22 protein-coding genes and 1 tRNA gene are annotated in these 23,608 nt (G+C 50.0%); 18 read left to right on the plus strand and 5 right to left on the minus strand.

Annotated features, from left to right (window positions below; all coding sequences use genetic code 11):
• Complete coding sequence (locus AAE250_RS18310; RefSeq protein ID WP_294602312.1) at nucleotides 1-2,535, minus strand: endonuclease MutS2; 2,535 nt, start codon at nucleotides 2,533-2,535, stop codon at nucleotides 1-3.
• Nucleotides 2,536-2,650: 115 nt separating this feature from the next.
• On the opposite strand from AAE250_RS18310, the gene AAE250_RS18315 reads away from it, so the two are divergent.
• A tRNA-Ser gene (locus AAE250_RS18315) sits at nucleotides 2,651-2,735 on the plus strand.
• A 105-nt stretch (nucleotides 2,736-2,840) separates the two neighbouring features.
• Here the strand turns inward: AAE250_RS18315 and AAE250_RS18320 are convergent.
• Nucleotides 2,841-3,239, minus strand: a complete 399-nt coding sequence (locus AAE250_RS18320; RefSeq protein ID WP_294602308.1) for an HU family DNA-binding protein — start codon at nucleotides 3,237-3,239, stop codon at nucleotides 2,841-2,843.
• A gap of 245 nt (nucleotides 3,240-3,484) precedes the next feature.
• Nucleotides 3,485-3,763, minus strand: coding sequence for a hypothetical protein (locus AAE250_RS18325; protein WP_294602305.1), 279 nt, complete (start codon nucleotides 3,761-3,763; stop codon nucleotides 3,485-3,487).
• Between the two features lie 238 nt (nucleotides 3,764-4,001).
• On the opposite strand from AAE250_RS18325, the gene AAE250_RS18330 reads away from it, so the two are divergent.
• Nucleotides 4,002-4,517 carry an OmpH family outer membrane protein gene (locus AAE250_RS18330; protein ID WP_294602303.1) on the plus strand — a complete coding sequence of 172 codons (516 nt, stop codon included), beginning with the start codon at nucleotides 4,002-4,004 and terminating at the stop codon, nucleotides 4,515-4,517.
• Between the two features lie 88 nt (nucleotides 4,518-4,605).
• On the opposite strand, the gene AAE250_RS18335 is transcribed toward AAE250_RS18330, so the two are convergent.
• Together AAE250_RS18335 and AAE250_RS18340 are read right to left on the minus strand one after the other, a co-directional pair.
• On the minus strand, nucleotides 4,606-5,427 hold the full coding sequence (locus tag AAE250_RS18335) for a DUF4249 domain-containing protein (protein ID WP_342289240.1): 822 nt from the start codon (nucleotides 5,425-5,427) through the stop codon (nucleotides 4,606-4,608).
• A 6-nt stretch (nucleotides 5,428-5,433) separates the two neighbouring features.
• Complete coding sequence (locus AAE250_RS18340; RefSeq protein WP_294602298.1) at nucleotides 5,434-7,752, minus strand: TonB-dependent receptor; 2,319 nt, start codon at nucleotides 7,750-7,752, stop codon at nucleotides 5,434-5,436.
• Nucleotides 7,753-8,021: 269 nt separating this feature from the next.
• Here AAE250_RS18340 and AAE250_RS18345 point away from each other — a divergent pair, with 269 nt between their 5' ends.
• The 16 genes from AAE250_RS18345 to AAE250_RS18420 form a co-directional block, all read left to right on the plus strand.
• Complete coding sequence (locus AAE250_RS18345; protein ID WP_294602295.1) at nucleotides 8,022-9,161, plus strand: N-acetyltransferase; 1,140 nt, start codon at nucleotides 8,022-8,024, stop codon at nucleotides 9,159-9,161.
• 14 nt (nucleotides 9,162-9,175) lie between these two features.
• On the plus strand, nucleotides 9,176-10,396 hold the full coding sequence (locus AAE250_RS18350; protein WP_294602293.1) for a beta-ketoacyl-[acyl-carrier-protein] synthase family protein: 1,221 nt from the start codon (nucleotides 9,176-9,178) through the stop codon (nucleotides 10,394-10,396).
• A gap of 38 nt (nucleotides 10,397-10,434) precedes the next feature.
• Nucleotides 10,435-10,683, plus strand: coding sequence for an acyl carrier protein (locus AAE250_RS18355; RefSeq protein WP_294602290.1), 249 nt, complete (start codon nucleotides 10,435-10,437; stop codon nucleotides 10,681-10,683).
• Nucleotides 10,680-11,105, plus strand: coding sequence for a beta-hydroxyacyl-ACP dehydratase (locus tag AAE250_RS18360; RefSeq protein ID WP_294602288.1), 426 nt, complete (start codon nucleotides 10,680-10,682; stop codon nucleotides 11,103-11,105). The genes AAE250_RS18355 and AAE250_RS18360 overlap by 4 nt, the downstream gene beginning before the upstream one ends.
• A 15-nt stretch (nucleotides 11,106-11,120) precedes the next feature.
• Nucleotides 11,121-11,486 carry a beta-hydroxyacyl-ACP dehydratase gene (locus AAE250_RS18365; RefSeq protein ID WP_294602287.1) on the plus strand — a complete coding sequence of 122 codons (366 nt, stop codon included), beginning with the start codon at nucleotides 11,121-11,123 and terminating at the stop codon, nucleotides 11,484-11,486.
• Nucleotides 11,483-13,969 carry an MMPL family transporter gene (locus tag AAE250_RS18370; protein ID WP_294602286.1) on the plus strand — a complete coding sequence of 829 codons (2,487 nt, stop codon included), beginning with the start codon at nucleotides 11,483-11,485 and terminating at the stop codon, nucleotides 13,967-13,969. The genes AAE250_RS18365 and AAE250_RS18370 overlap by 4 nt, the downstream gene beginning before the upstream one ends.
• Complete coding sequence (locus AAE250_RS18375; protein WP_294602285.1) at nucleotides 13,966-15,444, plus strand: phytoene desaturase family protein; 1,479 nt, start codon at nucleotides 13,966-13,968, stop codon at nucleotides 15,442-15,444. Before AAE250_RS18370 ends, AAE250_RS18375 begins: the two co-directional genes overlap by 4 nt.
• Nucleotides 15,445-15,458: 14 nt before the next feature.
• Nucleotides 15,459-16,187: a 3-oxoacyl-ACP reductase FabG gene (gene fabG, locus AAE250_RS18380; RefSeq protein WP_294602284.1), complete on the plus strand. Its 729-nt coding sequence runs from the start codon at nucleotides 15,459-15,461 to the stop codon at nucleotides 16,185-16,187.
• Between the two features lie 6 nt (nucleotides 16,188-16,193).
• Nucleotides 16,194-16,823: a LolA family protein gene (locus AAE250_RS18385; protein WP_294602282.1), complete on the plus strand. Its 630-nt coding sequence runs from the start codon at nucleotides 16,194-16,196 to the stop codon at nucleotides 16,821-16,823.
• A complete protein-coding gene (locus AAE250_RS18390) occupies nucleotides 16,823-17,254 on the plus strand; it encodes an acyl-CoA thioesterase (RefSeq protein ID WP_294602279.1) in 432 nt (143 codons plus the stop codon). The genes AAE250_RS18385 and AAE250_RS18390 overlap by 1 nt, the downstream gene beginning before the upstream one ends.
• A gap of 16 nt (nucleotides 17,255-17,270) precedes the next feature.
• Entirely contained in the window at nucleotides 17,271-19,826 is a 2,556-nt protein-coding gene (locus tag AAE250_RS18395) for a DUF5686 and carboxypeptidase-like regulatory domain-containing protein (protein WP_294602374.1), read from the plus strand.
• Nucleotides 19,827-19,927: 101 nt separating this feature from the next.
• Nucleotides 19,928-21,085: a COG1470 family protein gene (locus tag AAE250_RS18400; protein ID WP_294602277.1), complete on the plus strand. Its 1,158-nt coding sequence runs from the start codon at nucleotides 19,928-19,930 to the stop codon at nucleotides 21,083-21,085.
• 4 nt (nucleotides 21,086-21,089) lie between these two features.
• Complete coding sequence (locus AAE250_RS18405) at nucleotides 21,090-21,830, plus strand: ABC transporter ATP-binding protein (RefSeq protein ID WP_294602373.1); 741 nt, start codon at nucleotides 21,090-21,092, stop codon at nucleotides 21,828-21,830.
• A complete protein-coding gene (locus AAE250_RS18410) occupies nucleotides 21,827-22,783 on the plus strand; it encodes an ABC transporter permease (RefSeq protein ID WP_294602275.1) in 957 nt (318 codons plus the stop codon). Before AAE250_RS18405 ends, AAE250_RS18410 begins: the two co-directional genes overlap by 4 nt.
• A gap of 357 nt (nucleotides 22,784-23,140) precedes the next feature.
• Nucleotides 23,141-23,356, plus strand: coding sequence for a hypothetical protein (locus tag AAE250_RS18415; protein WP_294600675.1), 216 nt, complete (start codon nucleotides 23,141-23,143; stop codon nucleotides 23,354-23,356).
• Between the two features lie 44 nt (nucleotides 23,357-23,400).
• A partial coding sequence (locus AAE250_RS18420) for a hypothetical protein (protein WP_342289242.1) occupies nucleotides 23,401-23,608 on the plus strand: 208 nt, incomplete at its 3' end.

Here is a 23,608-nt window from a genome sequence, read left to right on the forward strand (position 1 = left end):
TTAATTCAAGTCTACGACGGTGATGCCCGAACCGCCGAATTGTATATGCTCGTCGGCATAGTGGCTTACCCCGGATACTGTCTCAAGATATTGCCGGATAAGTGTCCGCAGGATGCCTGTGCCCGTACCGTGGAGAATGCGCACTCGCGACATGCCCACCAGGATAGCGTCGTCAATAAAATAAGTTACAGCCTGCAGGGCTTCGTCGCCACGCATACCACGGACGTCGATGTCTTGCTTGAAGTGCAACTTCTTTTCGTACATACTGTCTTGCGTTTGGGTGCTGATATAGGTACTCTTGGTAGAAACATCCACCTGCTTGGGTTGTGCATTAGTGCGTTCCAGTCTGTCCAGTTTGACGGTGGTCTTGATGCTTCCAAAGGCAATCACGGCATTCTTGCCGTTTACTTCCATCACTTCGCCTACTGAGCTTTGCCCCTTTATCCTGACGGTGGAGCCGGGGACGATGGCTGCCAGACGCTCGGCTTCTTTCCGTGCCTGCTGTTCGGCCAGGGCCTGGGCAGACATACCGGTATCGGTACCTTTGTTGGCTTTCTTCTCTTTCTTCCGGTTCTGTTTCTCCTTCAGCTTTTCCATTTTGCGGGCTATCTTGTCTTCCTGCTCTTTGTTGGCAAGGGCCTCCATGGATTGGCGGAAGTCGGTCAGCTCCTGGCGTGCTTGGCGTGTCTTCTCTTTATCGGCCTGGGCTTCCTTGATGGTGCGGATGGTATTTTCGATGCGGGCATTGGCATCCTGCATCAGTTGCTCGGCATCTTCTTTGGCTTTTCGCAGAATCTCTTTGCGGGACTTCTGCAACTCTTCGATTTCGGTCTGATAGCGGGCGATGGTTTCCTCCATGTGCTTTTCACGCTGACGGATGGTCTGGCGCTTGCTTTCCCAGTAGCGTTTGTCGCGCACGATGTCTTGCAGATATTTGTCGGCATTGATATATTCGCTGCCTACAAGTTCCGATGCATCGGCTATTACGTCTTCCGGCAAACCTATCTTGCGGGCAATCTCCACGGCGAATGAACTTCCGGGATTGCCTATCTGAAGCTGGAACAAGGCCTGCATCAAGTGGCGGTCGTACAGCATGGCGCCGTTTACCACTCCCTCATGGTCTTCGGCAAAGTGCTTCAGATTCTGATAGTGCGTGGTGATGACACCGAATGTTTTCCGCTCGTTGAAGCGCTTCAGCACGGCTTCGGCAATGGCACCGCCAATTTGTGGCTCCGTACCGCCGCCGAACTCGTCTATCAGGATGAGGCTGCGTTCGTTGCAATTCTTCATCATGTTTTTCATGTTCGTCAGGTGCGAGGAGTATGTACTCAGGTCGTCCTCAATGGACTGCTCGTCACCGATGTCGATGAATATGCTGCTGAATATTCCGGCGTGGCTGCGCTCGTGCATCGGGATGAGCAGGCCGCATTGCAGCATGTATTGCAGCAATCCTACCGTTTTCAGGCAGACGGACTTACCGCCGGCGTTGGGACCGGAGATGATCAAGATGCGTTGGCGCTCGTTCAACTCAATGTCCAGTGGCACTACTTTCTTGCCGTGCTTGGCAAGGGAGAGTTGCAGAAGCGGATGTACTGCCATCGTCCAGTCCAATATCTGCTTGTTCTCAAAAGCAGGTTTCAATCCGGATATCTGTTCGGCAAACAGGGCTTTAGCACGTATAAAGTCTATTTCGGCCAGGAATTCGTACGACAACAATATGTTGGGGATGGCTGGACGCAGTTGGTTGGAAAAGTCCGACAAGATGCGGATAATTTCCCGGCGTTCGTCTCCTTCCAGTTCGCGGATGCGGTTGTTGGCTTCTACTACCTCGGCAGGCTCGATGAAGACGGTCTTGCCGCTGGCGGACTCGTCGTGCACGATGCCTTTGATCTTTCGTTTCAGTGCGGGGGCAACGGGAATCACCAGTCGGCCGTCGCGCATGGTGGGCGTTACGTCTTTATCTACTACGCCTTCGGACTGGGCACTGCGCAGGATGCTGTTCAGCGAGCGGGAGATGCTTCCCATCGTAGCGGCCAGTTCCCGGCGGATGCGTGCCAGTTCGTTGGAGGCATTATCTTTTATCTTCCCATAAGGGGAGAGGATGCTGTTTATTTTCGCAATGAGTTGCGGGAATACGGTGATGTCTCCTGCCAGTCTTTTCAGGCAAGGGTAGGGGGAGGCGCTTTCTTCATCGTCGTCGTTTCTTTGTAGGAAACGGACAATGTCGCGTATCGTCTCCAGCGAACGGCGCAGGTCGAATAGCTCCTGCTCGTCCAGGTACATGCCTTCTATCCGTATCCGTTTCAAGGACGGGCGTACATCAAAGAAATATTGTGCGGGGAAGCTGTCTTCCTCTTGGAGTATACGGAGAAACTCGCTGACCTGGTCCAAGCGTTCTTCCACTTCGCCGTAGCGGTCGGAGAAAGCCATGTCCGTCACTCGTTCTTCGCCCAGTGTGCTGAGGCACTTTTCTTTCAGCAACTGGCGTATCTGGTCGAAACCTATCTTCTGTTCAAAGTTCTGTGGATATATCATGGGCGCAAAAGTACGATTAATTCATGAAAAAAGAGAAAGGAAGTTTGCAGAATTAAAAATGATTTGTACCTTTGCACCGCTTTCAACGGAAAGCACTTCTTGAAAGAGGAGTTTTGGAGAGGTGGCAGAGTGATCGATTGCGGCGGTCTTGAAAACCGTTGAACTGAAAGGTTCCGGGGGTTTGAATCCCTCCCTCTCCGCAATAAGCGTTGAAAATCAACGGTTTATAAAGAAAAAAGTCCGGCTTTACATCAACAAGATGTAGAGCCGGGCTTTTTTCTATGCTCCGATGTGCTGTCTACTTTCTATAGTTCGTCCACATCCACCCATTCCATCTGTGGGTCTACGAGTGTTCGCTCCGTCACTTGTCCGCGTTGCCCACGGCTATACTCGGGGATGAAGCGCACCTGCACGGACGTTATCTGTCCCGGATTTACCTCTTCGGGCGTATCCACTCCCCGCCCGTTGGCCTGGCATGTGCAGTAGAACGTGCCCACACCCATCAGCCGTACCGACCGTCCTGCACTCATCATGCCCGCCAGTACGTCACCCAGATTTGCCAATACGGCATACGTGTCTCCCCGGCTCACGGTGGAGATGAGCGACAGTCGAGCAGCAACGTCGTCCGTCGTGTAGGGCCGCCCTTTGGTGACGGCTCTGGGATACCATTTTCCTTTTTGTTTCTGTTTTTTGTAAAATGCCATTTGTTTTTTCCTCCTTTCTTAATCGGTGAGCCCGGCCGATGCCGTGACTGAACTGGCCTGATGCCGTAGCTGTGTCAGGCCGATGCCGTTACTCATACTACAATCATGTATAATGATTGTATCAATCATCCCACATGATTATGGCAATCATCCTACATGATTGTACTAATCATCCTGTATGATTGTCATCTTTGTCGCAAAGGTAGTGTAATTAAGTCGTATACCAAGCATGGCTGAGTCTATTTCTATTCGTCCCACTCCATCACCACATCCTTCGATGTAAACGAGTAGGCGCCGAAGCAGCCCAATGCCCCTCCCTTGATATTGCTGACCGGGTTTGCCATGGCGCTCCCCACGTCGTACAAAGTTTCAAAGAAGCGATACGCGTCTTTGTCCAGACATTGCATCTCCACCGTCACCACGTCGCCTTGCTTTACGTGGTCATCATCCCTTCCGCTATTCTCGTAATTGATAAACAAGGGCAGGCGAATGACAATGCCGTCCATGTTCTCGGTGGAAAGCACCTTGTCTTGTGGATCTTGAACGGAATGAAAAAGGGGATATGGCTCCTGATGCAGGTGAATATGACATATGCAATATGTGCCTCATTATTGATGACAATGTAATTAAGATTTTTATATTTGAGAATGGTAATTAGTTTTATTTTGTTATTTTTGTGCGAGTCTATGAAATTATGTTTTAGCTAATTGAGGGTAGAAGAAGATAAACAGATAAATAATAGAATAAACAAAACAAAGAATTATGAAGAATACAATTAAATTGATTGCAGTTATAGCATTTGCATTGGCTGCAATGAGTGTTTCAGCTCAACAGGTGAGATTGGGACATATAGACCTTCAGGAATTAATTCAGTCCATGCCCGAGACGGTTGCTGCAAAGAAGACTTTGGAATATAAGCAGGCGGAAGTAGATAAGGAATCGAAAAATTTGCAAGAGCAATATAAAAAGAGGATGAATGATTATTCCAAGAATTTATACAAAATGTCTGATGTCATCCGGACCGCAAAAACTCAGGAATTGGAGGAGTTTAAGGAAAGAATTCAGCGTTTTGAGGAGATTGCTGCGAATGATCTGAAAAAAACTCAGGATGATTTGTTTAAACCGATTATGTCTAAAGCTATGGATGCAATCAAGGCAGTGGGAAAAGAGGAAGGTTTTACTTATATATATAATATGAAGCCGGAGTTTATTCTTTTTGATGCTGACAATGCAGAAAATGTGATGCTATTGGTAAAGAAGAAACTGGGGTTGAAATAATTTCTATAAAGCATAGGATAGGAAGGGGGGGGGCTCTCCCTGCGGAGTACTCCCCCTATTAAACAGAAAATGCTTATTGGCTATATTTCTATTCGTCCCACTCCATCACCACATCCTTCGATGTAAACGAGTAGGCGCCGAAGTAGCCCAATGCCCCTCCCTTGATATTGCTGACCGGGTTTGCCATGGCGCTCCCCACGTCGTACAAAGTTTCAAAGAAGCGGTACACGTCTTTGTCCAGACATTGCATCTCCACCGTCACCACGTCGCCTTGCTTTACGGGGTCATCATCCCTTCCGCTATTCTCGTAATTGATAAACAAGGGTAGGCGAATGACGATACCGTCCATGTTCTCGGTGGAAAGCACCTTGTCTTCCAGCCGGTCTTGCAGCAACGGTTGCTTGCCGTTGATGCGCAATACATAGCGGTAGTACTGGTTCTCTTCGCCTGCCGGGTCTACGAAATGAATTTGCGGGTCGGGAATATCCTTTACCGGGAGTTTCCAAAGCGTCAGCGAGTCTATTTCCACCCGGGGCGGCATGTAGGTGGTGGCGGTATATTCAAGCCCCCCGTAGGTCACCGACAGATGGTATGTATGGCGCTCCGTGCCCTGAATGGAAGCGGCCACATACCTTCCGTCCTGGTTGGGGAAGAGCGTTTCCCGGTTTCCTGCATCATCGTCCGAAATCACTACCACTGCATCCGTCACGGGCGGATAATCGTTGGGCGCGTCAAAGTCTTTGGTTTTTGTAATCAGCACTTCGGCAGGCTCGCCCATGCGGACGGTGCCCTCGATAACCAGTTCCGGTTCCACTGAATGCAAATCCACGTCGATAATGTCTTCGCACGAAGCGAAGGAGGCGGCCAACACGAAGGCCGACGTTAGCGTAAGTATAGTTTGTTTATTCATACAGCATTAAAATTTGAAGTTCCAGGATATGGAGGGCACATAGGTGAATAGCGAATAACGATAGGCGGAAGTCTTGCTCGGGTCGTCTTCGTTCGTCTTGAACTGAATCATGTAGGCATTACGCCTTCCGTATGCATTGTAGAGGCTGAAGGCAAGCTCGGACTCAAACTTCCGGGTCTTCTTCAGCAGGCAGGTGGCGCCCAGGTCCAGACGGTGGTAGGCCGGTGCCCGATAGCCGTTCCTTTCGGCATAATACATCACGTCTTTGCCGTCAATCTGGTATTTCCCGCTGGGGTAGCTGATGGCATTTCCCGTGTAGTAGACCCATGCGGCAGAGAGCGTCCATTTCCGGCTGAGTTCGTAGATGCCAACCAGGGAGATGTCGTGCGTCCGGTCTTGATAGGCGTTGTACCACTGGTTGTGGTTGATGCCGTCTATCTTCTTCTCCGATTTTGCCAGTGTATAGCTTGCCCAACCGTTGAAACGTCCCACTCGCTTTTTGAACATGAACTCAATGCCATAGGCGCGTCCCTTGCCTGTGCGTATTTCGGTATCGATTACGTCGTAACCTTGAAACTCGGCATGGTCTTTAAAGTCTATCTGGTTGCGCATATCCTTATAATATGCTTCTACGCTGAATTCATAAGTATTGTCCTTGAAATTGCGGAAGTAACCTATGGTGAACTGATCGGCCACTTGGGGCTTGATGTTATTGGAACTCGAAGTCCAGCGGTCGAACGGAGACCCCATATTGACGTAGGTGAGCAGATGCATATTCTGTACGGTGCGGGCATAGGATGCTTTGACGGACGAAGCATCATTCAGCCGGTAGACTGCGGACAAACGGGGCTCGAGGTTGACGTAGGTCTTTACGAACTTGCCTGCGCCGTACCATAGGCTGTCTACTACTTCTTTGTTTTCATCTAGCTCGTAATATTCTCCTTTGCCCAGTGCTGAGAAGATAGACAGGCGCAAGCCGTAGAGTATCTCGAGGTGCTGCCCCAGTTTCAGTTGGTTGGAGATGTACAGACCATTTTCCCATGAATATCGGTGATGCAGGTTGAGGGTGTTCTTTACATCAGACTCCGTCTGATAGTCGCCCGGGGCCAGATCGTGGTAAGTAGATTGGAATCCCATACGCCAGGTACTGTTGCTACTGGGCTGGTATCTGAATTCCTGCCGGATGCCGTAATCGTCTATTTTTGCATCGCCTTTCATATCCATGCCCATATCCATTTCGGCCGAATAGGAATACCGGCTGTATTGCAATGAAGTCATAGAAAACCATCGGGGACTCATGAGGCGGCTCCATTTGGCATTCAGGAATGCATTTCCCCATCCCATACTTGCTACGTCTTTCATCACCATCTTATCGCGTCCCAGATAACCGGATACCGAGATTTGATCCCGTTGCGAGAGGGCAAAGTAGAGTTTCATGTTCAAGTCGTAGAAATAAAGGTAGGCATTCTGGGCTTCCTCAATTCCCGACAAGCGAGCTATGGCATCGGCATACGTGCGCCTGGCACCCAGCAGGAAGGAGGATTTGCCTTTCTGTATAGGGCCTTCCACGTTTACTTTCGATGAAATCAGCCCGATGCCGCCCGATACGCCATAGTCTTGCATATCTCCGTTGCGTTGCTGCACGTCGAGTATGGCAGAGAGGCGCTCGCCGTATTGGGCGGGGATGGGACCTTTGTAGAGGGCCACGTCACGCAGCACGTCCGAGTTGAAGGTGGAGAAGAAGCCCATCAGGTGAGAGGCGTTGTAGACGGAGACATTGTCGAGCATCACCAGGTTTTGGTCAGCCGTACCGCCACGGACAAAGAATCCGCTGTTTCCCTCACCGGCACTCTTTACGCCGGGCATCAGCTCCAGTGACTTGATGATGTCGCGCTCGCCCATCAACACAGGGAGCTTGTTCAGTTGCTGCACTTCCATTTGCGTCACTCCGGTTTGAGCGCTGGAGACATTGGCATCCTTCCGTTTGGAGGTGATTACTACTTCATCCAGTTGCATGGATGCCTGGTTTATGGTTACATCTTTTTTTATGTTGCCCGAAAGAGAGACCTTCACTTCCCGGGGATCATAGCCCATATAGTTGAAAAGCAGGACGTGATCTCCTTTGGGAAGGGTCAACGAATAATTTCCCTTGGTGTCTGTCAAGGTTCCATAGGAGGGTTGAGCCTTGAGGTGGATAGATACTCCTATCAAAGCTTCTCCTGTCTTGCCGTCGGAAACCTTGCCGGTCACCGTGTACCTTTGGGCAGAGAGTAAAAGGGGAAAGAAGCATAATAGTAGAATAGTAAATGCCAGTTTTAGTTTCATTATGAATCTCGTAAATCATTTAATTAAATTCGGAAAACACTTTTATCAGGCTGCAAATATCTACAATTATTTGATATAATAAGGTATAAAAGAAAGAATTCATCTGTTCGTAACCTATATTACTCATCGGGCTGGAGAATATAGAATAGTCTTAAATCGCCATTCATTTCTTTATGACTATTCTATTTTTCTCCATTAATAATCCATTAGTCGCATCTTCATTTCACTCATTTGCTGTTAGAATAAGTTTTCATAATTTTGTTCCCAGTATGAAAAATATCAGAGTAAAAAAGGTCGAGACAAAACGTGAAATGAACGATTTTGTGAGGTTTGCAGCTAAGCTGTATGCCGGCTGCCAATACTACGTCCCTGACTTGAATATGGATATTATTGATTCACTCAACCCAAAAAAGAACGTAGGATCGGAATGTTCCGAAATACAGCCGTTTGTAGCATATAATGCTGCAGGAGAAACAGTTGGTCGCATAGCTGGTATTATCAACCATCGCGCTAACGAAAAATGGAAAACGAAAAATGTTCGATTTGGCTTTATCGAATTTATCGATGATCTGGAAGTGTCGGCGGCTTTGTTGGCAGCTGTGGAACAATGGGGCAAAGAGCAGGGCATGGATTGTATACAAGGCCCAATGGGTATTTTTGACTTTGATAAGGAAGGAATGCTTGTTGAAGATTTTGATAAAATAGGATCCATGATAACCATCTATAACTTTCCATATTATCCTAAACACATGGAAAATTTGGGATATGAGAAAGAGGTGGATTGGGTACAGGTTGCCATTGACATCCCCCGGGAAATTCCTCCGAAGTATGCCCGTGTATCGAAACTGGCAGGAGAACTGTTTGGGCTGCATGTCAGGAAACTGAGCAATGCCGATATTTCAAGGCGTGGATATGGCAAGAAAATATTCGATCTGCTGAATGTGGCTTATGCACCTCTCTTTGGCTATACAGAACTCTCGGATAAACAGATAGATTTATATATAAAGCGGTATTTACCGCTGATAGACAAGCAATTATTACCCGTCATAGAGAACGAGAACGGTGAAGTAATAGGCGCGGCAGTAACCATGGGCAGTCTTTCGCATGCGTTGCAAAAGACAAAGGGAAAGCTTCTCCCCTTCGGATGGTATCATCTGCTCCGTGCCTTGAAGTGGAAGAGGGAAGATACAGCGGAACTGCTTCTGATAGCTGTACGCCCCGACTATCAGGGACTGGGTGTGAATGCATTGTTTTTTGCAGACCTTATACCTATTTATAATAAGTGTCACTTCACACGAGCCGAGACGGGGCCGCAACTGGAGAACAATATGAGGGAACTGACACAATGGAAACCTCTGAATCCCACTTTCACTAAAAGAAGACGATGTTATAAGAAGAAGCTAACATAAAAACGATAAAAGATATGGAAAGAAAAGTAGTGATTACAGGTATGGGTATATGGTCGTGCCTTGGAAAGACACTCGAAGAAGTACGCGATTCGCTGTATAGCGGAAAGAGCGGTATCATTTTCAGCCAAGAGCGTAAGGATGCCGGATTTCGCTCTGCCTTATGTGCCGAAATAGAGCATCCTGACCTCAAACCGTTCATTCCGCGCAATCTACGGCAATTCATGCCCGAAGAAGCTCAATATGCCTACATGGCTACCCGTGCGGCTCTTGAGAATGCCAAACTGGACCAGGACTATATCAATGAACACGAAGTGGGCATCATCTACGGCAACGACTCTGTGGCTGAGGCTACCATGCATGCGCTCGACAAGTTCCGCGAGTTTAAAGATACATCCGCTTGCGGCAGTGGCTCTATCTTCCAGTCAATGAACTCTACTGTAACAATGAACCTTGCCTGTTTATTCAAACTGCGTGGCATAAATTTGACAGCTTCCGCTGCTTGTGCTTCAGGCTCACAGTCCATCGGACTGGCATACCTCCTGATACGCGACGGTTTGCAGGATTGCATAGTCTGTGGCGGTGCCCAGGAAGCCAACTTGTACAGTGTTGCTTCGTTCGACGGCATACAGTCGTTCTCTATACGCGAAGACGAACCCACGAAGGCGAGCCGCCCGTTCGACCGCGACCGTGACGGCCTGGTACCCGGAGGCGGTGCGGCAACGGTGGTTATCGAGAGTTATGAGCACGCTGTGAAACGAGGCGCTCCCATACTTGCCGAAATCGTAAGTTGGGGATTCTCGGGTAACGGCGACCACATCTCCACTCCCAATGTGGCGGGTCCTGCCCGTTCTTTGGAATTGTGCCTGAAGAATGGCGGCATAGATCCGCGCCAGATAGGTTACATCAACGCCCATGCCACTTCAACACGCATCGGTGATGCCCGGGAAGCGCAGGCCATCGCACAGATATTCGGCGACTACCGCCCGCCGGTGACATCCACCAAGAGCCAGACCGGACACGAGATGTGGATGGCGGGAGCCAGCGAACTGATTTACTCCATGTTGATGATGAAGAATAATTTTATCGCAGGAAACATCAATTTTGAGAACCCCGATGAGGAAACAGCTTGCCTTAATATAGTGCCGGAAACGCGGGAAGCGCATTTCGATCTGTTCCTTTCCAACTCATTCGGATTCGGTGGGACGAACTCAACTCTTATTGTGAAGAATATATAGTAGAAACAAGAACTAAAACAAAACTAAAAAGATAGATTATGACACGTGAAAAGATTGTAGAAAAGGTAAATGCCGTGTTGGCAGAAGAATTTGAAGTTGAATTGAGCGTTTTTACTCCCGACGCAGATATAAAGGAAACACTTTCTCTGGATAGCCTTAGCCTTGTAGACCTCGTGGCTATCATCCAATACACTTATAAAGTAAAGGTTCCTGCGGCAGACTTGCCTAAAATCAAGACGTTCAACAATCTCTATGACTACATAGAGGCACACTTGCCGGCAGAATGAAATATATAGAGATAGAGCGCCTCATTCCGCAACGCGACCCTATTGTGATGGTCGACGAGCTGATAGAAGTGAGGGAGGAGGTGGCTGTAACCGGCCTCACCGTCAGGACCGACAACTACTTTATCGACGAAGAAGGACTACTGGCTGAACCCGGGCTTATAGAGCATATAGCCCAGTCGGCCTCTGCCTTCGCCGGATATAGAGCCATAAGTGCAGGTGCAACCGATCCTCCTGTGGGATACATCGGTGAAGTGAAAAAGTTCCATTGCTATCGCCGCCCACAACCGGGAGAAGAATTGCACACTACTATTACGATGGGAGCCGAAATGGCCGGTGTGACTATCATAACCGGTGAAACCCGCATCGCGGATGAAATAGTGGCTGATACGCAAATGAAGATTTTCATTCAACCCAATGATTGAATAAACTACTTGACTATGCTGTTCGAAAACAAATATTATAAAATACTGGATGCGAAGGTGGATGGACTGGATGCGGTCTACCGCATTGCCCTCTTGCCCGATTGCGATGTCTATCGCGGCCACTTCCCCGGCAATCCCGTAAGTCCGGGTGTCTGCAATATCGAAACCATCAAGGAATGTGCCATGTTGCTGACAGGCAAGAGGCTGCTGATAAGCACCATCAAACAATGCCGCTTGACTGCCGTTGCTTCACCTGCCCTTTGTCCCGAAGTGGATGTAATTCTCAGCCTTTTGCCTACCGACAAAGGATTCACCGTTACAGCCCGGATAGCGGATGCTGAAAGGACGTATATGGAATATAAAGGAGATATGATTGTATGACACAGCTCTGTATTAAGATTTATCGTTATTTCCGCAACCACCGCGCCGCCTTCTGGGTGTCGATGATTGTCCTATATGCCTTTTTCGGATATTTTGCTTCGCAGATATATCTCGAGGAAGACATCAACAAGCTGATGCCTTCCTCCAAAAACGAGGACGGCACCACCAAGCTGGCTTTTGCCAACCTGCGTATCAAGGACAAGACTTTCCTGCTCTTCGAGGGTAGGGAAGGGGCTTCTGTGGAACATATCGCCGAAACGTGCGATGCTTTCATCGATTCGTTGGAAACCCGGAATGCAGCTATGGACTCAACGCAGCAGATGATTGGAGATGTTTTCTACAAACTGCCCGATGACCTGATGCTGGATGCCATCGATTATCTGAGTGCCCACCTTCCGGTTTATATCGATACCGCCGCTTATAGCCGGCTGGACACGATGCTCACTTACGAGCACATGACCCGACAGATGCAGACCAATCGTGATGACTTGTTGAGCCCGGTAGGAACGGCGTTCCCCGAACTGATACAGATGGATCCTGTGGGACTGCGCAGCGTGCTGATGGAACAGCTGAAGCCTTTGACGGATGGCGCAAGTGGCAGTTACAAAACTATCGACGGACATATCTTTGTCCGGGACTCTACGGTGTGCATGGCATTCATCACTCCCATGTATTCGGCCACCAATACGGGGCAGGGTTCGGCTTTGTTCCGGTTGCTGAATGAGCAGATAGAGCAGTTCTCTGCTTCTGTCCCTGATGTGAAAATCAGCTATCACGGCACTCCTGCCAGCGGATTCTATAATGCATCGCGGATTAAGGCCGACTTGAAGGGGACGATTATCGGGGCGTTGGTGCTGGTGCTGCTGTTTATCTTCATCTGCTTCCGCAACTACGATACCATACCGCTGCTGTTGCTGCCGGTGGTGTTCGGCACCCTCTTCGGGCTGGCTGCCATGTACTTTATCAAGGGGCAGTTCTCGCTGCTGGCACTTGGCATTGGAGCCGTTGTGCTGGGAGTGGCATTCAGCTATGTGCTGCACATCATTACGCATTATAAGTACGTCAGTGATCCGGAGCAAGTCTTGCGCGACGAAGTGAAACCGGTCTGTTTGGGATGTCTTACTACGATCGGTTCTTTCATGGGACTTATCTTCATTCGGACGGAACTCTTGCAGGACTTCGGATTGTTTGCTGCTTTTGCCATTGTGGGTACTACGGCTTTCAGCCTTATTTATCTGCCGCAATTCCTCAATCCGGAGAAGAACAAGGTGAACCGCCGCGCGTTTGCCATTGTAGACCGTATCAATAACTACCCGTTCGACCGCAAGAAGCCGTTGCTGCTCGTTATACTTGCTGCCGTAGTGGTCTGTATTGCGTTCTACATTGCAGGCGGCACCCGATTTGATGCTGATATGCACAACCTGGGCTATAGGGCCGAAAATGTTTCATACTCGGAGGACTTGCTTCGTGCCAAGACCCATACCGGCGACAAGCAAAAGTATTTTGCCAGTTCGGGGGCGACGATGGAAGAGGCTATTGAGAACTTTTCCAATATGGCAAACAAGCTGGATTCGCTACAGTGGGCCGGACTGGTGAAGAGCTATACGCATACCGATCAGATTTTTGTACCGTTACGAGTACAACAGCAACGCATTGATGCCTGGAAGGAATTCTGGACAGACGAACGCTTGCAACGGGTACGCAGCCTTATCGGTAAAACAGCTCCGCAAGCCGGTCTTCGTCCCGAAGCATTCGACGCTTTCTTCGAGTTTGCCACTGCCGATTATGAACCTGATGCCCTCTATGAGGCAGGCCTTATTCCGAAAGGTTACCAATCCACTTTGATGGAGCAGTCCTATAACGACGACTACTTGTGCTTTACCTCCGTCCGGTGCGCGAACGACTCCATACGCAGCAAGGACAGTGACTACCACCGCATCTGTGATGCCGTGGCTTCGCAGCCCAATCTGCTTGTGCTCGACACCTACTATTATACTACGGACACGCTCATCGGACTGAACGAGGACTTCAACGTGTTGCAATGGATTTCAATGCTGTTCGTGCTTATCGTGCTGTTCTTCAGTTTCCGTTTCAACATCAAGCATACGTTGCTCGGTTTCATGCCCATTCTGCTGAGTTGGCTGATCGTGCTGGGATCAATGGTGATTTTCGATGTGCGGTTCAATCTCATCAATATCATCATCTCGACCTTTATCTTTGGTATAGGAGTGGATTACAGCATCTTCGTCATGAGCGGACTTATTGACGGCGAGAAGAACCGCCGCTTGTTGGGATATCACAAAACGGCCATCTTCTTTAGTGCGGTGATTCTGATTGTTACCGTGAGTTCCATGTTGTTTGCCGAGCATCCTGCCATTCGGTCTGTAGGATTTTCCACACTGGTGGGTATGATTGCTGCGGTGGTGATATCATACGTGGTGCAGCCTGCCATATTCAGAATGATTAATAAGAATAAGAAATGAAGTACGAGGTGGTTATTATAGGTAGCGGACTTGGCGGACTGGAATGTGCCCACATCCTTTCGCGTGCCGGCATGAGCGTTCTTCTCTTGGAGAGGGGAGCGCAAGCCGGTGGGTGCATCCAGAGCTATAAGCGCCGAGGACTGACTTTCGATACAGGATTCCACTATGTGGGCGGGCTGGATGAGGAACAGTCACTGCATGCCGTTTTCAACCACTTGGGATTATTGAACCTTCCGTGGCAACGCCTGGATGCAGACTTCGACCGGGTGACTATCGGTGACCGTACCTTTGCCTTTGCACAGGGGTATGATGAGTTTGTAAATACGCTTGCTGCGGATTTTCCTGCCGAACGTGTTGCATTGCACCGCTATGCAGACATGCTGAAGCGGGTTGACGAGCAGCAGTTCGACGCTCTGAATCCTCAAAACGGAGAAGGATATTCCTTCTCTTCCGGGCTGTTTGAGACGAGTGCTTACGGGTATCTGGCGGAGACTTTCCGTGACCCGTTGTTGATAAACGTGCTCAGCGGCACTTCATTGAAGATGGAGTTGCGGCGCGAGTCGCTTCCGCTGTTTACGTTTGCTCATGGCAACAGCAGTTTTATTGAAAGCAGTTGGCGACTGAAGGGGGATGGTTCGTTGATAGTGAATTCGCTGGCAGAAGACATCCGCAGTCGTGGCGGCGAAATTATCTGCAATGCCGAAGTGCAGGAGCTGGTGGAGAAGAACGGGAAACTGGCGTATGCGGTATGTTCGAACGGTGAAAGCTATGAAGGCGATACTTTCATCAGCGATATTCATCCTGCCGTCACTTGTGGGCTGGTGAAGCAGAGTGACAGGATGAAGAAAATCTACCGGCACCGCATGGAGCGTTTGGAGAATACCTTCGGCATGTTCACCGTATCGCTTTGTATCAAGCCGAATACCCTCAAATACTTCAACTGGAACCAATATATCTATAAAGAGCCCGATGTATGGACTTTCTATCAGGAAGACGGTCCTGTGAAAGGAGTATTGGTAAGTTGCCGCGTGCCCGAAGACGGCAGTGAGTATGTACGGCAGATTGATTTGCTCACTCCGATGACTTGGAGCAAGTGCGAACAGTGGAACCATACGACAGTGAACCATCGTGGCAACGAGTATAAAGCCATGAAGGAACGTATGACCGATGAGTGCATCATACTGGCCGAACGGTTTATCCCCGGTCTTGGCGATATGATTACCGGGCGCTATAGCAGCACTCCGCTTACTTATCGCGATTACACCTGTACTCCCCAAGGTTCGGCCTACGGGCTGCGCAAGGATTTCGGAGATCCGGTAATGACCTTGCTTTCACCGCGTACTCCCATTCCCAACCTGCTCCTTACAGGACAGAACCTTATGTTGCATGGGCTGCATGGTGTGACAATGACAGCGCTCTTCACCTGTGCGGAGATACTGGGGAAGGAGCAAATATGGAATATAGTAAAGAATTAAAAAGAAACAAGACAATGAAGTATGCATTAGTAACCGGAGGCAGCCGCGGCATAGGCCGTGCTGTCTGTGTGAAACTGGCCCGGATGGGTTATCACATCATTATAAATTATGCAACCAACACCGCGGAGGCCGAGAATACCCTTGAACTGGTGCGGCAAGCCGGCCAGGATGGCGAGATATTGAAGTTTGATGTGAGCAACCGTGTACAAACCCACGAAGCTATCGAAGCGTGGGAAAAGGCTCATCCGGAAGAATATATCGAAGTGCTGGTGAACAATGCCGGCATCCGCCGCGACAACGTCATGGCGTTTATGGCCGAAGAAGAGTGGAGCCGGGTGCTCGATATTACCCTCGGCGGTTTCTACAACGTGACGCAACCGTTGCTGCAACCTATGCTGGTACATCGATTCGGCCGCATCATCAATATGGCAAGCGTCAGCGGCCTGAAGGGAATGCCGGGACAGACGAACTATTCCACTGCAAAAGGCGGTATCATAGCCGCCACAAAAGCCTTGGCACAAGAGGTGGCACGCAAGAACGTCACCGTCAATGCCGTTGCTCCCGGTTTTATCAAAACGGACATGGTGGAAGGCCTCGATGAAGAAGCTTTGAAGAAGACCATTCCCGCCAACCGTTTCGGCACTCCCGAAGAAGTGGCGGAGGCGGTAGGCTTCCTGGCTTCGCCCGGCGCCGGATACATCACCGGCAGTGTGATTTCAATCAATGGAGGACTTTATACATAACAGCAGATGAAAAAAATATATACCTTGTTTATTACCCTCATTCTTATCTGTGCCCCTCTGCGGGCACAGCAAACCGAGGTTCGCAACATCATGGAACGGTACAAAGGCATTCACACGTTGACAGCTGCCGTCACCCAAACCCAGCACAGCGCCGCGGTAGCTGCGGACCGTACTGCCCGTGGGCATTTCTACTTCAAGCAACCCGCCCGCATGTGCATCACTCTCGACGAAGGTCGCGAGATATTGCTTAAAGACGGTAACATCTTCACCCGCGTGGCCGATGGCAAAAAGAGCGTTGCCCGCGGCCGGGGTGCCAATCCGTTCGAGACCATTCAGATCGTTATCGAAACCCTTACCTCGGATACTGCTCCCGACAATGCCCTGGCCGAAGTGGCGGACGTGAAGATGACCCGGAACGGCAACCTCTGTGTGTTCACCATCACCCCTACGGCGTCCGATGCCAAGTCTCGTCGCCGGATGATGTTCACCTCGTTCGTACTGACCGTAGACCTTCACTCCCGCGAACTCCGCAGCATGCGCCTGAATGGAAAAGGGGAGAACTACACTCAGTACGACTTCTCCGACTATGCGTTTGACGCCGCCGTCAGCGACAGCGTTTTTAATCTCCCCTCCTGATGGAAGAGCTTGAAGACGTCTGCCGCGTGCAGGTAAAATTCAGTGAGATTGATTCGATGCAACGGGTGTGGCATGGCTCATACGTCACCTACTTCGAAGATGGGCGCGAGTCCTTCGGGCGTCACTATCCCGGTATAGGCTATGCCGATATGCAGCGCTCCGGCATCTACGCTCCCATCTACGACCTTCACCTCAAGTACTATGCGCCGCTCGTCATTAACGACGTAGCCATCGTACATACACGTTACGTCTACAAACCCGGTGCCCGGCTCGACTACAGCTACCGCGTGTACCGCGAAAGTGACAACCGGCTCTGTGCCGAAGGGAGCACCATCCAGTTGTTTATCGACCCTGCGGGGCAGCTCATGGTGGACAAGCCCGACTATTATCAGGCTTGGCAGAATAAGTTTCTGCATCCCCCTAAAAAATAAAAGGATAGGAATTATGATAAGGAAAAAGATTGTTGTTTTACTATTGTCCCTGTTCATTACAGGAATGGCTAACGGACAAAATATAACCATAAAGGGTCTTGTGACCGATTCGATTACAGATGAAGGCCTGCCATACGCTTCCCTCATCTTGAAAGGGACAAGCATTGGCGCCGCTACCGATGGCGATGGAAATTTCTCGTTCTTCGCTCCGAGTACGGGCGGCTTGCTGCAAGTATCGTATCTGGGATATGACACCAAAGAATTGAGGATTACCCCGGGACGGACCAATGAGTTGAAGATACAGCTGGCGCCAAGCGGAATCACATTGGGCGAAGTAACCGTGAAGCCGGGCCGCGAGCATTACAGCAAGAAAGAGAACCCTGCCGTCGCCTTTGTGCGCCAAGTCATCAATCGCCGGCGTAGCAACGACCCCCGCAATCACGACTACTTCCGCTACGACGAGTACGGCAAGATGATTTTCGCCATGAACGAGTATCAGCCCAAGCCCAAGAAGAACGGCAAGTCCGGTAAGTTCGATTTCCTGGTAGAGTTTGTCGATACACTCGATGCCGGTACCACCATTCTTCCGGTTTCGGAGCGAGAGAAAGTAGAAACGGTATATTTTCGCAGGAACCCGCGGTCGGAGAAGCGCGTCGTAAGGGGAAGCCAGTCGTCCGGCGTGGACGAGATTTTCTCGCGCGACGGCATTCAGCAGTTCTTGAACGAAGTGTTCCGCGAAGTCGATATTTTCCAGAACGACATCCCCCTGTTTCTGCAACGCTTCGTCAGCCCGCTTTCCACCATGGGGCCCAACTATTATAAGTATTATCTGCTGGACACGCTGAATGTAAATAAGCAACCGTGTGTAGACCTGGGATTCGCCCCCTTCAACTCAGAAACGTTCGGCTTCACGGGACATCTGTACGTTGCGCTCGACTCCACGTACTTTGTTCAGAAAGTCATCCTGAATGTTCCCCGAAACATCAACCTGAACTTTGTTTCGCGCATGACCATCGAACAAAACTTCGAGCGGGCGGCGGACAGTACCCGCATCATTACGAAAGACGACATCGAGGTGAACTTCAAGCTGAGTGAGAAGTCAAAGGGTATGTATGCCCGTCGCCTGAACATCTACAGCAATCACTCTTTCGACGAGCCGGACGAGGAGCAAATGGTCATCTTCCGCGAAAGCGCCCCCGTCATCACGCGGAAGGACGCCTACCGCCAACCGAATGAATTCTGGGCAGACAGCCGCCCCGAGGAGGCTGTCCGCAGGAACCCGAATTCCGTCGGGGAACTGATGACGAGATTGCGCTCCGTTCCGGTCTTTTATGTGACGGAGAAGGTAGTATCGACTCTCGTGTCGGGCTATATTCCCACGAATAAGGACCCGGAAAGAAACAAGTTTGAGTTTGGCCCGATGAATACCACCATCAGCGGCAACAACATCGAGGGCCTTCGTCTCCGTACCGGCGGAACCACCGCCGTAGGCTTCAGCAAGCGCCTCTTCTTCGACGGCTATATGGCGTATGGCACCCACGACGAAGTGTTCAAGTACGATGCCCTGGTAGAATACTCGTTCAATGACCGCAAGGAGTATCGCAAGGAGTTTCCGGTACATTCCATCCGCCTGGAATATATGTACGATATCAATCAGTTGGGACAGCAATACATGTACACCAATAAGGATAACTTCATGCTTTCCATCCGCCGCATGAAGGACACCCGTGCCACTTACCTGCGTCGTGGCGAACTGACCTACTACCGCGAGCATTACAACGGCATCGGCTACGGCGCCGTCGTCCGTGCCTTCCGCGAGTATTCCACCAAATATTCCGAGTTCCACCGCATTGCCCCGGACGCCACCGTCACTCCCGTCAATCATTATGACATGACGGAACTGGAATTCAAGTTTCGTTACGGAAGGAACGAGAAGTTCTATCAGACGCGTAACGAACGCATCCCCATCACGTACGATGCCCTGATATTCAACTTTAGCCATACCATGGCGGCAAAGAACTTCCTGGGTTCGTCGTACAACTACCAGCGTACCGACATCGGCATCCAGAAGCGTTTCTGGTTCTCTGCTTTCGGTTACCTCGACGTCATTGCCAAGGCGGGAAAGGTGTGGAGTGCGGTGCCCTATCCGTTACTGATTCTGCCCAATGCCAACCTGACCTATACCATCCAACCCGAGGCTTATACGAACATGAATGCCCTGGAGTTTATCAACGATGAATACGCGTCCTGGGATTTGACCTACTACCTGAACGGTAATCTTCTGAACCGCCTGCCTCTCGTCAAGAAGCTGAAGTGGAGGGAAGTATTCTGTTTCCGTGGTTTGTGGGGACACCTGACGGAGAAGAACAACCCGGCAAACGGAGGAAACGGCCTGTACCTCTTCCCCCACGATTCTTTCACAATGGGCAAGGCTCCTTACATGGAAGCGAGTGTCGGCATAGAGAACATCTTCAAGTTTCTTCGCATCGACTATGCCTGGCGTTTGAACTACCGCGACAATCCGGGCATACAGACAGGAGGCATACGCTGTACGATGCGGTTGTCGTTCTAAATCTTTTTTGTTTCTTTTAACAGCAGCTAATATACTCATCCCTTATTTTTGCAAGCACAAATTGGGCAATATTCATATCAAATCAACATAAGAACTTTTTTATGACTATGAGAACAAATTGTATTTTATTGTTAGCTCTGTTATTGGGAATCATTCTTCCCTTGAACGATGTACACGCTGATGAATCTAATAATCCTAAAAGCGTGATTCTGTACACTCCTTACACAAAAATCTCCGTATCGCCCGGAGCGTCTGTAGATTACAGCATTGATCTGATAAACAACACAGGCGAGTTGACCAATGCCAATCTTTCTGTCAGCGGTTTGTCAAGCAGTTGGAAGCACGAGATAAAGTCGGGCGGATGGAGCCTCAGCCAGCTTTCCGTGCTTCCCAATGAGAAGAAAAGTTTTAATCTGAAGGTAGAGGTTCCGTTGAAAGTCAATAAGGGGAACTATCACTTCACTGTATTTGCCGGAGAAACCCAACTTCCGCTGGAGATCACCGTTGCCCAGCAGGGAACTTATCAGACTGAATTTACCACCGACCAGCCCAACATGCAGGGCAATTCCAAATCGACCTTTACTTTCAGCGCCACCTTGAAAAATCAGACTTCCGACCAGCAATTGTATGCATTGATGGCCAATGCTCCCAGAGGATGGAACGTCGTGTTCAAGCCCAATTATAAGCAAGCCACTTCTGCCCAGGTAGAAGCCAACAGCACTCAGAATGTCAGCATCGAAATCGTTCCGCCTGCCAATGTGGAAGCCGGCAGCTATAAAATCCCGGTACGCGCCGCCACCGGCACCACATCGGCCGAACTGGAACTGGAGGTTGTGGTGACCGGCTCTTTCCAGATGGAACTCACCACTCCTCGCGGCCTGCTGAGTGCTGACGTAACCGCAGGAGGCACGAAACGCATTGAACTGAACGTGAAGAATACCGGCTCTTCCTTGCTGAAAGATATCCAGATGTCTGCCAATAAACCCGTTGACTGGGAAGTGTCTTTTGAACCCTCGAAGATAGATATGCTCAAGGCAGGAGAAACCACAACGGTGACGGCCACCTTGAAAGCCTCCAAGAAAGCACTGCCCGGCGACTATGTGACCACCATGATGGCGAAGACTCCCGAAGTGAATGCAGATGCACAATTCCGTATCGCAGTGAAGACCCCGATGATATGGGGATGGGTGGGCGTATTGATTATAATTATTGCCGTGGGCGCCGTTTGCTATCTGTTCCGTAAATATGGAAGGAGGTAGAGGTATGGGCGAACAAGTGATTGTATTGACCGACTTGACCAAGCAGTATGGTCGGTTTACTGCTGTCGACCGTATCTGCCTGAGTATTCGGAAAGGAGAAATTTTCGGGTTGCTGGGTCCGAACGGTGCCGGCAAGTCAACCACCATCCTGATGATGCTGGGGCTGACGGAACCTACATCGGGCTCTGTCGAGATTTGCGGCATAGACTCTACCCGGCATCCCATCGAGGTGAAAAGAAAGATCGGCTACCTGCCCGAAGACGTAGGCTTCTACGATGATATGACCGGACCGGAGAACCTGATTTACACGGCACGGCTGAACGGCATCCCCGATGCCGAAGCGCGGGCGAGAGCGCTCGAACTGATGAAGCGCGTGGGCCTTGAAGACCAGTTGGCAAAGAAGACCGGAAAGTATTCCCGCGGCATGCGGCAGCGCCTGGGACTGGCCGATGTCCTTATAAAGAATCCCGAAATCATCATCCTGGACGAGCCGACTTCAGGCATCGACCCTTCCGGCGTCCACGAGTTTATCGAACTCATCCGGCAGTTGAGCAGGGAAGAGGGGCTGACTGTCTTGTTCTCCTCCCACCATTTGGACCAGGTGCAGAAGGTGTGCGACCGCGTAGGCCTGTTCTGTGGCGGCAAGCTGATAACGCTGATAGACATGGCCGATTTGAAGGACAAGAAGCAAGAACTGGCCGATATATATAACCAATATATAGAGGAAGGAGGGGAGAAGGCATGAACAAAGTCAATTATCCTTTTTGGGTGGTCGTCAACAAGGAGATTTCCGATCACGTGAAGAGTTGGCGATTCATTATTCTGATGGGAATCATCGTACTTACGTGTATGGGGTCGCTCTATACATCCCTCACCAACATCGGTGCGGCCATAAAGCCGGGCGATCCGGACGGATCGTTCCTTTTCCTGAAGCTGTTCACGGCATCCGACGGGACTCTGCCCTCTTTCGTGCTGTTCATCAACTTCCTGGGGCCGTTGCTGGGCATTGCTTTAGGATTTGATGCCGTAAACTCGGAGCAGAACAAGGGGACGCTGAGCCGTATGCTTTCCCAGCCCATTCATCGCGACTGTATCATTAATGCCAAGTTTGTGGCTGCGTTGATGGTGATAGGCGTTATGCTGTTTGTGCTTTGCTTCCTGGTGATGGGATGCGGGCTGATAGCTATCGGCATTCCTCCCACGGCTGAAGAGTTCTGGCGCATTATCTTCTTTATCATCGTCAGCATCTTCTATGTGGCGTTTTGGCTGAATCTGTCTATCTTGTTTTCGCTTTGTTTCCGCCAGGCGGCTACGTCTGCTTTGGCATCGGTGGCGGTGTGGCTCTTTTTCAGTGTGTTCTATACGATGATTGTCAATCTGGTGGCGAAGGCACTGAGCCCGTCGCAGATGGCATCTGCCTATCAGGTCATCGGCTATCAGAAGTTTATCCTCGGGCTGATGAGGCTGGCACCGAGTGAGCTGTTCAATGAGGCAACCACTACCTTGCTGATGCCTTCCGTGAGGAGCCTCGGACCGCTGACTATGGAGCAGGTTCAAGGGGCTATTCCAAGTCCTCTTCCGCTGGGACAGAGCCTCTTGGTGGTATGGCCACAGCTTACGGGACTGATTGCTGCAACGGTGGTCTGCTTTGCTCTTTCGTATACTTTGTTTATGAGGAGGGAAGTCCGGTCCAGATAAAGCCGGGGCTTCTGAGTATCTGTCATTCAGAGCATAGCGTTGCTCTGAATGACAGCATAAACCGTGAATAAATTACCTTAGGACAGAAAAAGGATAGTAATTGTCGGAAAATAAGATAATTAGGAGGGGTAAGGCGTTCATTAAACGTTCGTTTATTGCACGCTGCAAATATAGGGTTTTTCTTCTTCTTACTGTTACAATCCCTGCCTTTTTTCTGTAGTAATATCTCGTTGCTGCTCAAAGTATAAGCTATCTCCTTCTATCAAGATATAGAAAAGGAGGGAAAAGGTGTCCATTAAACGAACGTTTAATGGACACCCCGCTATTTATCCATTAATTATCTAATTATCAGCAGTTATGGAACAGAAAACAAGACAGCAGTACATACCTCCCACTATAGAGGTGATCCCCTTGGAAAGCGAAAGTGTGATTGCAGGCAGCCCGGGTGGCGGAGGAACATCCGACATGCCGATACAGCCCCTGAACACCGCCCGCAGAGGGCGAAGCTATGGTGCCGCCTCCACCAGCGAATTGGAAGACTTGATAAACGATATTTTGACCGTGGAGCAGTAGCTGCTGAGATTATTATGATTATAAGTACTAAATAACCAAGCAATATGAAGAAACAGACACTTTTATCCGGCCTCTTGGCAAGCATGCTTGCAGGTGCGGCCATAGGATGTAGTAACGAGTTACCACAATCTGCCCCGCCCGCACCGGAAGACGGACGGATAGCAGTGACCGCCACGGCAGGAATCCCCCGTGGAGGAGCCACTACAAGAGTAGCATTCAATGAGAACAGTGGAGCAAGCACGCTCGAAATAA

Source organism: Bacteroides sp. GD17 (assembly GCF_038448625.1).
GTDB lineage: Bacteria > Bacteroidota > Bacteroidia > Bacteroidales > Bacteroidaceae > Bacteroides.

Excerpts from the sequence above, each read along its gene's own strand:
- AAE250_RS18310 (WP_294602312.1), bottom strand. The coding sequence starts at position 2,535 with ATGATATATCCACAGAACTTTGAACAGAAGATAGGTTTCGACCAGATA.
- AAE250_RS18320 (WP_294602308.1), bottom strand. The coding sequence starts at position 3,239 with ATGGCATTTTACAAAAAACAGAAACAAAAAGGAAAATGGTATCCCAGA.
- AAE250_RS18330 (WP_294602303.1), top strand. The coding sequence starts at position 4,002 with ATGAAGAATACAATTAAATTGATTGCAGTTATAGCATTTGCATTGGCT.
- AAE250_RS18335 (WP_342289240.1), bottom strand. The coding sequence starts at position 5,427 with ATGAATAAACAAACTATACTTACGCTAACGTCGGCCTTCGTGTTGGCC.
- AAE250_RS18340 (WP_294602298.1), bottom strand. The coding sequence starts at position 7,752 with ATGAAACTAAAACTGGCATTTACTATTCTACTATTATGCTTCTTTCCC.
- AAE250_RS18345 (WP_294602295.1), top strand. The coding sequence starts at position 8,022 with ATGAAAAATATCAGAGTAAAAAAGGTCGAGACAAAACGTGAAATGAAC.
- AAE250_RS18350 (WP_294602293.1), top strand. The coding sequence starts at position 9,176 with ATGGAAAGAAAAGTAGTGATTACAGGTATGGGTATATGGTCGTGCCTT.
- AAE250_RS18355 (WP_294602290.1), top strand. The coding sequence starts at position 10,435 with ATGACACGTGAAAAGATTGTAGAAAAGGTAAATGCCGTGTTGGCAGAA.
- AAE250_RS18360 (WP_294602288.1), top strand. The coding sequence starts at position 10,680 with ATGAAATATATAGAGATAGAGCGCCTCATTCCGCAACGCGACCCTATT.
- AAE250_RS18365 (WP_294602287.1), top strand. The coding sequence starts at position 11,121 with ATGCTGTTCGAAAACAAATATTATAAAATACTGGATGCGAAGGTGGAT.
- AAE250_RS18370 (WP_294602286.1), top strand. The coding sequence starts at position 11,483 with ATGACACAGCTCTGTATTAAGATTTATCGTTATTTCCGCAACCACCGC.
- AAE250_RS18375 (WP_294602285.1), top strand. The coding sequence starts at position 13,966 with ATGAAGTACGAGGTGGTTATTATAGGTAGCGGACTTGGCGGACTGGAA.
- fabG (WP_294602284.1), top strand. The coding sequence starts at position 15,459 with ATGAAGTATGCATTAGTAACCGGAGGCAGCCGCGGCATAGGCCGTGCT.
- AAE250_RS18385 (WP_294602282.1), top strand. The coding sequence starts at position 16,194 with ATGAAAAAAATATATACCTTGTTTATTACCCTCATTCTTATCTGTGCC.
- AAE250_RS18390 (WP_294602279.1), top strand. The coding sequence starts at position 16,823 with ATGGAAGAGCTTGAAGACGTCTGCCGCGTGCAGGTAAAATTCAGTGAG.
- AAE250_RS18400 (WP_294602277.1), top strand. The coding sequence starts at position 19,928 with ATGACTATGAGAACAAATTGTATTTTATTGTTAGCTCTGTTATTGGGA.
- AAE250_RS18405 (WP_294602373.1), top strand. The coding sequence starts at position 21,090 with ATGGGCGAACAAGTGATTGTATTGACCGACTTGACCAAGCAGTATGGT.
- AAE250_RS18410 (WP_294602275.1), top strand. The coding sequence starts at position 21,827 with ATGAACAAAGTCAATTATCCTTTTTGGGTGGTCGTCAACAAGGAGATT.
- AAE250_RS18415 (WP_294600675.1), top strand. The coding sequence starts at position 23,141 with ATGGAACAGAAAACAAGACAGCAGTACATACCTCCCACTATAGAGGTG.